The 10,257-nt window shown below is 61.8% G+C and carries 10 protein-coding genes; 3 read left to right on the top strand and 7 right to left on the bottom strand.

The features are described from left to right. A partial coding sequence (locus AYR66_RS04680) for an aldo/keto reductase (RefSeq protein WP_088709601.1) occupies window positions 1-570 on the bottom strand: 570 nt, incomplete at its 3' end. 405 nt (window positions 571-975) lie between these two features. Between AYR66_RS04680 and AYR66_RS04675 the strand changes: the two genes are divergently transcribed. After that, window positions 976-1,380: a bacteriohemerythrin gene (locus AYR66_RS04675; RefSeq protein WP_088706555.1), complete on the top strand. Its 405-nt coding sequence runs from the start codon at window positions 976-978 to the stop codon at window positions 1,378-1,380. On the opposite strand, the gene AYR66_RS04670 is transcribed toward AYR66_RS04675, so the two are convergent. The 4 genes from AYR66_RS04670 to AYR66_RS04655 are packed head-to-tail and all read right to left on the bottom strand — an operon-like array spanning window position 1,377 to window position 4,718. Then, the gene (locus AYR66_RS04670; RefSeq protein WP_088706554.1) at window positions 1,377-2,441 is read right to left on the bottom strand and encodes an acyltransferase family protein; all 1,065 of its coding nucleotides are present in this window, start codon (window positions 2,439-2,441) and stop codon (window positions 1,377-1,379) included. The two genes, AYR66_RS04675 and AYR66_RS04670, sit on opposite strands and share 4 nt — an antisense overlap. A gap of 33 nt (window positions 2,442-2,474) precedes the next feature. Continuing rightward, window positions 2,475-3,356, bottom strand: coding sequence for a YihY/virulence factor BrkB family protein (locus AYR66_RS04665; protein WP_088706553.1), 882 nt, complete (start codon window positions 3,354-3,356; stop codon window positions 2,475-2,477). A gap of 18 nt (window positions 3,357-3,374) precedes the next feature. Then, on the bottom strand, window positions 3,375-3,986 hold the full coding sequence (locus AYR66_RS04660) for a hemerythrin domain-containing protein (RefSeq protein WP_234814762.1): 612 nt from the start codon (window positions 3,984-3,986) through the stop codon (window positions 3,375-3,377). Between the two features lie 15 nt (window positions 3,987-4,001). Next, window positions 4,002-4,718, bottom strand: coding sequence for a phosphoribosyltransferase (locus AYR66_RS04655; protein WP_088706552.1), 717 nt, complete (start codon window positions 4,716-4,718; stop codon window positions 4,002-4,004). A 230-nt stretch (window positions 4,719-4,948) separates the two neighbouring features. On the opposite strand from AYR66_RS04655, the gene AYR66_RS04650 reads away from it, so the two are divergent. Together AYR66_RS04650 and AYR66_RS04645 are read left to right on the top strand one after the other, a co-directional pair. Then, window positions 4,949-5,269: a hypothetical protein gene (locus AYR66_RS04650; RefSeq protein WP_141104022.1), complete on the top strand. Its 321-nt coding sequence runs from the start codon at window positions 4,949-4,951 to the stop codon at window positions 5,267-5,269. A gap of 120 nt (window positions 5,270-5,389) precedes the next feature. Then, window positions 5,390-7,789, top strand: a complete 2,400-nt coding sequence (locus AYR66_RS04645) for a penicillin-binding protein 1A (protein WP_088706550.1) — start codon at window positions 5,390-5,392, stop codon at window positions 7,787-7,789. Window positions 7,790-7,872: 83 nt separating this feature from the next. Here the strand turns inward: AYR66_RS04645 and AYR66_RS04640 are convergent, their stop codons facing one another. Together AYR66_RS04640 and AYR66_RS04635 are read right to left on the bottom strand one after the other, a co-directional pair. Then, the gene (locus tag AYR66_RS04640; protein ID WP_088706549.1) at window positions 7,873-9,435 is read right to left on the bottom strand and encodes an FGGY-family carbohydrate kinase; all 1,563 of its coding nucleotides are present in this window, start codon (window positions 9,433-9,435) and stop codon (window positions 7,873-7,875) included. Window positions 9,436-9,448: 13 nt separating this feature from the next. Further along, on the bottom strand, window positions 9,449-10,257 hold an 809-nt coding region (locus tag AYR66_RS04635; RefSeq protein WP_141104163.1), incomplete at its 5' end, for a glycerol-3-phosphate dehydrogenase C-terminal domain-containing protein.

Here is a 10,257-nt window from a genome sequence, read left to right as displayed (position 1 = left end):
GGCCATCACGGCGATCCCTTGTTCGCGGCACCACGGCAGCAGGTCGTATTCGATGCCACGACGGCTCAGGTTGTAGAGCACCTGGTTGACCGCCACTTCCCGCAAGTCCGTCAGCGTCGCGAGTTCCCGCATGTCGTCGATGTCGAAATTGCTCACGCCCCAGTGGCGGATCTTGCCGTCGCGTTTGAGGGCTGCCAGTGCCTCCACTGTTTCTTCCAGAGGGATGGCGCCGCGCCAGTGAAGAAGATAAAGGTCGAGGCAGTCGGTACTTAGGCGTTCCAGGCTGCGCTCGCAGGCCGCTACGGTGCCGCGCCGGCTGGCGTTTTGCGGCAGCACCTTGCTTACCAGGAAGACGTCCTCGCGCCGCCCGCCGATCGCTTCGCCGACGAGTTCTTCCGACGCGCCGTCGCCATACATTTCCGCGGTATCGATCAAGGTCATCCCGAGGTCCAGGCCGCGTCTCAAAGCATCGATTTCCGCTTGCCGGTTGCGCGGCTTTTCCCCCATGCACCATGTTCCCTGCCCAAGGACAGGGACGTCCGTTACTCCGTTTAATTCAAGCGTGCGCATGTCTTCTCCTGTTGAGCCGTCATCGTATTTCGACCAGCAATTTTGATGTTAATTAGCGGGAGATGAATGATATTGCCGTATGGAAATATCATGATCGACGTTTCTCATTTTCGGAATGACAAGAACGGCTTGTCTTAAATGCAGGAATCGGAACTCGAAAAACGCGTCCGAAATTGATCCAGGATAAGTTTGGCCGCTCATATCCCATAGGCATGGGAGTTGCTTGAATGCACTCCTGACTTGATCCAGGGCAAACAAATTTATTGTCCCGATCAAAAGCCATGGCCCCAAACCCGCCAGGAGACAGGACCGCGTCCAGGTGCACGCGGGCCCGTTGGAAATTCCGCTGACGCAATGTCCGGCATGTATTTGCGCCGCATCGACAATCAATTTGGGAGAATAACAATGGCATACCTCGTTTGGTCGGATGACCTTGCTGTCGGCAACAACTTCATCGACGGTGACCACAAGAAGCTGATCGATATGGTCAACCGCCTTCACACCGTGATGGCCGAGGGCAAGGGGAAGGATGTGATGGACAAGGTGCTGCACAACCTGATCACCTATACCCAGGAGCACTTCCGCCGCGAGGAAGAGCTGATGCAAAAGATGCGTTATGAGGGATTGGCCGACCACAAGGCCGAGCACGAGAAACTGCTGAACCAGGTGCTCGACCTGCAGAAAAAGTTTGAGAGCGGCGCCGCGACGCTATCCATCCAGGTACTGCACTTCCTGCGCGACTGGCTCATCAACCATATCGGCAAGTCCGACAAGGAACTCGCGCTGGCCGCGCACGGCGTGGCGCACTAAGCCTTGACGGTATTGGCGGCCGTCGCATCGCGCGATGGCAAGGTCAACATGGCGAGCGGCTGTTCTATCCAGTGGTGGAAGGCCGCGCCAGCGGCGATGCTCGCCAGCCAGGCAGCGAGCACGCCGGCGGCCTGCACCTCGGGCAGCGCCGGCGCGAAGCGTGTAAACGCCGCGTTGACGAACAGGCAGACCGGGAAGTGCACGAGGAAAACTGCGTAGGAAATACGGCCGAAATAGCGCACCGGCCGCGCGTTCTGCCAAGGCAGGCTGATAGCGCGCCGGCACGCCGGCACCAGCAGCAGGGCCGTGCCGAGCGCGACGGCGATACGGCTGCGGAATTCAAGGTTGAGTGCCAGGCCGCCGAGCAAGAGGATCGCACCGAACACCAGCGTTGCATGCCAGCGCGATTTGGCGCGTTCGGAGGCCCACCACGCGAGAGCACCGAGGCCGTAGCTGCCGAAGAAGTACATCCCCCACACATCCCACGACGCGTCGAGATTGAAATAGACCAGTGAAGCCGCCGTGCAGAGTGCCACCACCGTGGGCGCGACCCATGCCGGGAGACGCGGTCGCGCGGACAGCGACATGATCACGGCCATCAATGCAAACAGCTGGAAATCGATTGCCACGTACCAGGCGCCGGCTGAAATCGATTCGATCCCGAGCACGCCGTGCAGCAGGAAGGCGTGGGCCAAAATCTGGCGGATGCCGGGCGTCGGTGACAGGGAATCGTGCGTCATCCATTGGGAAGCCAGCGCCGATGCGGCCACCGCGATCAACATGGCTGCCATGAAGGGCGGCACGAGCTTGATGAACCGGCGCAGGATGGCCTCCAGCGGCGCCGCGACGGCCTCGCGGGAAGACAAGGAGCGTGCAGCAAGGAATCCCCCCATGGCGAGGAAGGCATGCACCGCAACGCGTCCGTGCGAGCCAAGCCACGAGAAAACGTCGGGCATGAGCGGCCACGCGACGTCTGCCATCGGGCCATAGTAGGCAAGGTGGTGCAGGACGATCAGGTTGCAGGCGATTGCCTTGAGGAGGTCAAAGGCACGGAAATGCATAAGCAGCAGAGCGAGAAAAAGACGTAAAACCTGCTATTTTCGCATGGTTTGCGGGAACGCATGTTCTTGGGACAACTTTTCCGAATATTGCGTAATTGTGGCATTGATTTCCGCGCCAAACAGAAGCACAGCCGAGGAAATGAAAAAATACAAAAGCAGCATGACGATTGCGCCGATGCTGCCGTAGGTGGCGTTGTAGTCGGCAAAGGTCGCTACGTAAAGCTTGAAACCCTGTGATGCGGCAATCCAGACCGCGACGGCAAATACGGCGCCGGGCGAAATCAGCCGAAAATCCTGGCGTACGTCCGGAGCGACGTGGTAGATGATGGCCACTGCCAGGATCAGGATGAAGAGCGCGGCGGGCCAGCGCAACCACGCCCACAGTTGGACGAACATCTGCTCCATCCCGATTCGCTGCGCCACCCATTGCATCGCATGCGGACCGATGGTCAGGCAGGCGGCGGCGATGATCATCATCGCCGCCAACCCGATGGTGTAGATCACGGACAGCGGGTACAGCTTCCATGCTGGCCGTGTTTCCCGGACATCGTAGGCGACATTGAGCGCGTGCATGGTGGCACGCACAGCGGCAGAAGCCGACCACAGGGCGACGATCACGCCGAGCGACATCAGGCCGCCTTGCTCCTTCTGCAGGTCGGAAATGACCTTGTTCACCTGTTCGGCGGCCTCCGGCGGCAGCATCATCTGCGAATTCTGGCGCAACCAATCGAAGAAGTCGGCAAGATGCAGGAACCCGAGCAGCGCGATCAGGAAAATGATGAACGGGAATATGGAAAAAAGAACTTGGTACGCGAGAGCGGATGCGTAGGTCGTCATGTCGTCGTCAAGGAAGTCGTTGACGGCTTCCTTGACCAACGTGGTGATGCGCATGCCGCGCAGTCCGGTCATTGCCATGCGAGGCTATTCCAGCGTTCAATGGTTGCGGGAATGCCCCTGTCCCTCAAACGCCCGTTTCGCAAGATAGGTCCCTGCGAGCACCGCTCCCGCCGCGACCAGCATCGAGCTCGCCGGGAAGCTGCGGACCGTGCTGGATGCCAGCTCTCCCGCGCGCGGCGCGGTCAGCTGCAGGCGCCGCTTGGTCATTTCCGCCCCAAGTTCGCTCAGTCGGCTTCCAAGCAGCCGCTCCGCTTCCGGAAGCAGCGTCGTTTCCTCGTCCGCGACATGGTGCAGCACATTGCGCATGAGCTCCATGAAGGTGTAGTCGAAGGCCGGATTATTTGCATCCATCGAGCGCAGCTGCGCGATCAGGCGGCGCATTTCGTTATGCTCGGGCACGCTTTTCTCGAGAACCGATTTGTCGGAAGACACGGTGCGCATTGCAGGGTAGAAGATTTCTTCTTCCAGCTGCGCATGGATTTCCAGCGCGATGCACGCTGTGTTGACCAACCCTTTCTTCACTGAAGGGCTGGTGTCGATCTCATACTGGTGGAAGGTTTCGAGGACCGCGGTGTGGTCCATGCGGATCATGTTGGTGATGGTGGGAGACAGCGTGCTGGTCAGGGTATTCCTGAGGGATTTCATCATGGCATTCTCCTTGGTTCAAGTCTGTGGACGGACGCCAGTCCGAGCAAACTCCTTGCCGGGTTCGGGAGCGGGGTGCAAGGTGACGGCTTCCTGCAGCAGCTGGATCACTTCCTCATCGCTGGTCTGGTCGAAATTGTCGTAATACTGGCTGACGGCGCGGAAATCACTGGGCGACAGCAGGCAGACACCGTCATCGGCAAAATTGCACAAGTCGGCAATCGTTTCGTCCGGCCCCACCGGAACCGCATACAGCAAGCGCTCCGGCTGTGCCGCGGCGATGGCCTGTAGCGCAACCTTCATCGTCCCGCCGGTGGCAATGCCATCATCGACGACGACGACGGCGCGGTCTTTCAGGTCGACCAGCTCACGTCCGCCACGGTACAACTCGCGCCGCCGTGCCATTTCTGTCAGTTGCCGCTGCTTTTCTTCTTCCAGGTACTGCTCCGAGGCGTGCGTTCGCGCAGCCAATGCATGGTTGATGACGCAAAATTGTTCGCGCCCCTCCGCGACGGCACCAAGGCCGAGTTCGGGAAAGGCGGGCGCACCGATCTTGCGGACCAGGAAGACATCCAGCTGCGCGTGCAGTGCCTGTGCCACTTCGAAGGCGACCGGCACGCCGCCGCGCGGCAGCGCCAGGATCACAGGGTCGGAATCCTTCAGGAATTGCAGTGCCGCCGCAAGCTGCCGGCCGGCGTCGCGGCGGTCGCGGAACGGATGATGGCTCGAGAACATTTCAGTCGCTCTCCATGCTTCAGCTACCAAGGCTTGCAAGATGCCTGCCACACGCCTTGCGGAGGCGGGGCGCAGGGAAGGCGGTGTGTGCGTGGGCGTCTTTACACCCCCACTTGTACAAATTACACGTTCCTGCAGGAATTGCTGTGAGGACGCGCATGTGGAACTTATCGTGCGCATCGCCGCCCAACCGCATTCACGTAACAAAACGGAAAGGAGTCCCCATGCAGATGACCCAGCTCAGAGACCGGTTTTCCCAAGTGGAGCAGTGCATCGATGCCGCGGCGCAGATGTGCGAGATGAGCGCTGACGTGCCCGAGCGCCTGCGCACTTGCCTGACCGAACTGGAGCAGGAAGCCGACCACGCCATCCAGGTGGCCGAGCAGGGCCAGGGCGAGGATCAGATCCGGCAATGCGTGAGCAAGCTGGAAAAGATCGGCGACCGGGCCATCCAGTCCTGCGCGCAGGGCGGCTACGTCGACGAGCAGGTGCAGAATGCGGTGCGCCAGGCGCGCAAGGCAATTTCCTCGCTCAAGCAGCAGCTCCACTAATCCCTTCAGCCGGCGACCTGCCGGCATTTCGATGCGCCACGCAGGTTACATCTGCTTACGGCCTGGCATGTGCAATGCCTGATAAAGTGTCGGATTGCACATCTGCCGAAGGAGTCATGCGTGGCGCGAAAATCTCCCGCCGCTTCGAAACAGCGCAAGTCGAAAGGAGGCGTGAAGGTCCGCCTCCTGCAATTGCTGTTGATCGTCGCCGCAGCCGGCGCCGCCGGCTGTGCACTGCTGGCCGCCTATGTTGCCCTGATCGTCCTGCCCAACCTGCCGCCGCTCGACGCGCTGACCGATTACCGCCCGAAGATCCCGCTGCGCGTATATACCGCTGACCAGGTCCTGATCGGCGAATTCGGCGAAGAGCGCCGCGACTTCGTGCGCATCGCCGACATGCCCAAGGTGATGAAGGATGCCATCATCGCCATCGAGGACGCGAATTTCTACCAGCACAGCGGCGTGGACTACAGCGGCATTGCCCGGGCCATGGTAATGAACCTTGGCGCCAGCCGCTCCCAGGGCGCGTCGACGATCACCATGCAGGTAGCGCGCAATTTCTACCTCACCAAGAAAAAGGAATATTCGCGCAAGATCCAGGAGATCGTGCTGTCGTACCGCATCGAGCAGAAACTGACCAAGGACCAGATCCTCGAGCTGTACATGAACCAGATCTATCTTGGCGAGCGCGCTTATGGTTTCGGCAGCGCGGCGCGCATCTATTTCGGCAAGGAAGTCGGCGAACTGACGATTGCCGAAGCCGCGATGCTGGCCGGCCTGCCCAAGGCGCCATCCACCGCCAACCCGGTGGTCAATCCGACGCGTGCCAAGCAGCGCCAGCAGTACATCCTCAAGCGCATGCACGAACTGGGCTATATCACGCCGGCGCAGTACGAACAGGCGCAGAAGGAAAAGCTGCAGGTGCGCAGCAAGGGCTACCTGATGCAGACCCATGCCGAGCATGCGGCCGAGATCGTGCGCCAGTACATGTTCGAGAAGTACAAGGACGACGTCTACACCCACGGCTATACCGTCTACACGACGCTCAACAGCACCGACCAGGATGCCGCCTACGACGCCGTGCGCAAGGGCGTGCTCGACTATGACCGCCGCCACGGCTATCGCGGGCCGGAAGACTACATTGACCTGCCGTCCGGCGAGGACGACCGCGCGCAGGCCATCGATGAAATCCTCGTCAAGCATCCGGACAGCGGAGACATGCGTGCGGCCGTGGTGCTTGCGGCATCGTCCAAGCTTGTGCGGGCCGAGCTGATTTCGGGTGAAGTAGCCGAGATTACCGGCGAAAGCCTCAAGTTCGCGGCATCCGCACTGAACGGGAAGGGCAAGAACCAGATTCGCCCCGGCACCGTGATCCGCGTCAGCCAGGATGCGAAAAAGCGCTGGTGGATCACCCAGTTGCCCGAGGTGTCGGCGGCCTTCGTGTCGATCAATGCCAACGACGGCTCGTTCCGCGCGATGGTCGGCGGTTTCGACTACAACCTCAACAAGTTCGACCATGTGACGCAGGCCTGGCGGCAGCCCGGTTCAAGCATCAAGCCCTTCATCTATTCGGCGGCGCTGGAAAAAGGATTTTCGCCCGGCACGATGGTCAACGACGCGCCGCTCGAGGCCGGCGTGGCCGACGGGGGACAGGCATGGAACCCGCAGAACGACGACGGCAACTACGACGGCCCGGTCACCATGCGTACCGGCCTGAAGCGGTCGAAGAACCTGGTCTCCATTCGCATCCTGCAAGCCATTACGCCGCCGTTCGCGCTGCAGCACCTGTCGCGCTTCGGCTTCGAAGCGGACAAGCATCCGTCCAACCTGACCCTGACCCTGGGTACGGGATCGGTGACGCCGCTGCAGATGGCTTCGGCCTATGCGGTGTTCGCCAATGGCGGTTTCCAGGTTGCGCCTTACCTGATCCAGAAGGTGACCGATGCGCGCGGCAATGTCCTGGTCGAGAACAAGCCATCGATCGCCGGGGATGAAAACGCCCGCGTGCTGGATGCCCGCAATTCCTGGCTGGTCGACAGCATGCTGCGCGATGTCGTGAACAGCGGCACGGGTTTTGCGGCGAGCCAGCGCCTTGGCCGGCGCGACCTGGCTGGCAAGACCGGTACGACCAACGACGCGATGGACGGCTGGTTCGCCGGCTATGGCGGCGATATCGTTGCCGTGGCCTGGATGGGCTACGACAAGCCACGCTCGCTGGGCGGGAGGGAATACGGCGGTACCGTGGCGCTGCCGGTGTGGATCGATTACATGCGCACTGCGCTCAAGGGCAAACCACCGGTACAGCGTCCGGTGCCGGAAGGCCTGGTGCAGGTGGATGGCGACTGGATGTACGAAGAGTACAAGCGGGAGAACGCTGCCGTGGAGTCGGTCGGCATTGACGCGCTGCGCAGCTTCTGGGACAAACTGTTCGGCAGCAGGCCATCGGCGCCGGCTGCGCCGCCTGCGGGGCGTGAGGTGAGGCCGCCGCAGGAGGATATGAGTTATCGGAGCGGGAATTAGCCGGTTGCATTTGTAATGCTCCTTCCCCCTGCAAGGGGGAGGGGAGATCCTGCAGCGGTTCCTTCGGATGCAATCCCAGGCAATCACCCCCGCTCCGGATACCCCGTAATCTCCTGGATCTCCCGATACAACGGCGCCAGCCGCGGATACATCTTCCTGTACACCCGCGAGTAAAGCGCATCGTACGTCTCCCTGTTCTGCGGCTTCGGCTCAAACACCTTCCCGATGCGTGTCATCTCGTTGATGGCGGTGCCGAAGTCCCGGTGCAGTCCCAGTCCGACTGCAGCATTGATCGCGGCGCCGAGTCCCGAGGTTTCGTAGACATGCGGCCGCGCTGTCGGCAGGCCGAATATATCGGCAGTCAACTGCATGGCCGCGTCGCTTTGCGAGCCGCCGCCTGACACGCGCAGCGAGGTGATCGGCACGCTACTCCGCTTCTCTATCCTTTCCTTGCCTTCGCGCAGCGCATAGGCCAGTCCTTCAAGGATGGCGCGGTAGAGGTGGGCCCGGTTGTGCACGTCGCCGAAGCCGATCACCGCGCCCTTTGCCTCCGGGCCCGGTTGCTTGATGCCTGGCGTCCAGTAGGGTTGCAACATCAATCCCATTGCACCCGGCGGCACCGCGTCCACAAGTTCGTCGAACAGTTCTTCCGGCGCGACGCCTTCATCGGCGGCGCGCATCTTTTCATGCAGGCCGAACTGCTCCTTGAACCAGTTGACCATCCAGTACCCACGGAAAATCTGCACTTCGGTGCTGTAGGCACCGGGCACCGCCGCGGGATAGGGCGGGATGAAGGGGGTGACTTCGACGTACTTCCGGCTAGTCGTGTTGATCGTCGCGGTCGTGCCGTAGCTGAGACAGCCGATGTGGGGCTCCAGGCATCCAGCGCCGATGACTTCGCAGGCCTTGTCGGCTGCTGCGGCAATCAACGGTGTTCCGGCAGGGAGGCCGGTCTCTTCGGCTGCTGCTGTCGTCACCTTGCCCATCACCGTCCCCGGCGGTACAAGCTCCGGCAGCATGCTACGCACGATCGGCAAAGCCTGCCATTTCCAGTCCCATGAGGATGCCCAGCGCAGGCCCTTGTAGTCGAAGGGGATATAGCCGACCTGCGAGCCGATGGAGTCGATGAATTCACCGCCCAGCCGGTAGTTCAGGTAGCCCGAAAGCAGCAGAAACCTGGAGGTCCGGTCCCAGATTTCGGGCTCGTGCGCCTTGATCCAGTTCGCTTCGGCCTCGCCGAGGAAGAAGTCGACCGTGCCATTGACGCGCGCCAGCTTGAATGCCGCACGCCATAGCGGGCTGATCGCCGGCACCCGGGTCGTGCGCCGCTGGTCCAGCCAGACAATGGCAGGACGCAGGGGCTTGCCGGAGCTATCCAGATTGACCACCGTGCCGCGCTGGGTGGTAACCGCTACGCCCCTGACCGCGGTTGCAGGCACGTTCGATTGGGACCACAGCCGCCGACAGGCGGTGCACAAGGCTTGCCAATATTCCTCGACGCCATGCTCGGCCCATCCGGGCTGGCTGGAAAAATAGGCATCAAGCGGCACCTGGGATTTGGCGACGATGTGGCCGCGCAGGTCGAACAGGATGGCGCGCACGCTCTGCGTGCCGTTGTCGATGGCAAGGAGGTAATCGGATGACATGCATTTCCCCGTTTCAGCGCGGTGGACGCCAGTCGGGCAGCAGATGCTGCGGCGGCAGTCCGTGGTGCCGTTGCCAGTGTGCCAGATAGTCCTGCTGTTCGGCATGCCAGCGGACGTCGTTCCATCCCAGTTCGGGCTGGCAGATCGCTCGGATGCGCTCCAGGTGGGCCGCGCCGCCCTCGCGCAACAGCAGGCCGATGCGCGTGCGGCGCAGCAGGAGGTCGTCAAGGTGCAGCACTGCTTCCGCGCGCGCAGCCCAGCGCAGCTCAGCCCATAGCGTTTCAGTGCCCGGGATTGCGGTGAGTTCATCGGGATTTGCATGCGCAATGAGCTGCGCCGCATGGCGGCCGTAGCGGCCCGTCAGCCTGCGCTGCTGGAGGCTGGTAAGCGCCGGATGCCTTGGCAGTGGCGGCGTTTCGGCGAATATCCGGCGCGGCTGCAAGTCTGGTTGCCAACCGGGGAGCAGACTCTGCGCGTGCTTCATTGCATCGAGCGCAATCAGGCGAAAAGTAGTGAGTTTGCCGCCGGTGACGGTAAGCAGGCCGTCTTCCAGCCAAACCGCATGGTCGCGTCCTTCCCGCGACGGATCGGCCTTGCCGGTATCCACCACCGGCCGCACGCCGGCATAGGTGGCAAGTACATCGGCGGGGCGGATGGCAAGCGAAGGAAACTGGAAATCGATCGCCATCATCAGGTAGGAAAACTCTTCGGGCGTGATGGCCGGCTCATTGTGCATGGCTGCGCGATGGTCCACGTCGGTGGTACCGACCAGCGTCACGCCTTCCCACGGATAGGCAAACACCGGGCGGCCGTCGAGTGGAT

The sequence above is a fragment of the Noviherbaspirillum denitrificans genome, assembly GCF_002211445.1.
Taxonomy (GTDB): Bacteria; Pseudomonadota; Gammaproteobacteria; order Burkholderiales; family Burkholderiaceae_D; genus Noviherbaspirillum; species Noviherbaspirillum denitrificans.
Note: the sequence above shows the minus strand (reverse complement) of the source record. Positions and strands in the feature narration are given on the sequence as shown.

Coding starts and splice junctions, on each gene's coding strand:
- AYR66_RS04675 (WP_088706555.1), top strand. CDS start 976: ATGGCATACCTCGTTTGGTCGGATGACCTTGCTGTCGGCAACAACTTC.
- AYR66_RS04670 (WP_088706554.1), bottom strand. CDS start 2,441: ATGCATTTCCGTGCCTTTGACCTCCTCAAGGCAATCGCCTGCAACCTG.
- AYR66_RS04665 (WP_088706553.1), bottom strand. CDS start 3,356: ATGGCAATGACCGGACTGCGCGGCATGCGCATCACCACGTTGGTCAAG.
- AYR66_RS04660 (WP_234814762.1), bottom strand. CDS start 3,986: ATGATGAAATCCCTCAGGAATACCCTGACCAGCACGCTGTCTCCCACC.
- AYR66_RS04655 (WP_088706552.1), bottom strand. CDS start 4,718: ATGTTCTCGAGCCATCATCCGTTCCGCGACCGCCGCGACGCCGGCCGG.
- AYR66_RS04650 (WP_141104022.1), top strand. CDS start 4,949: ATGACCCAGCTCAGAGACCGGTTTTCCCAAGTGGAGCAGTGCATCGAT.
- AYR66_RS04640 (WP_088706549.1), bottom strand. CDS start 9,435: ATGTCATCCGATTACCTCCTTGCCATCGACAACGGCACGCAGAGCGTG.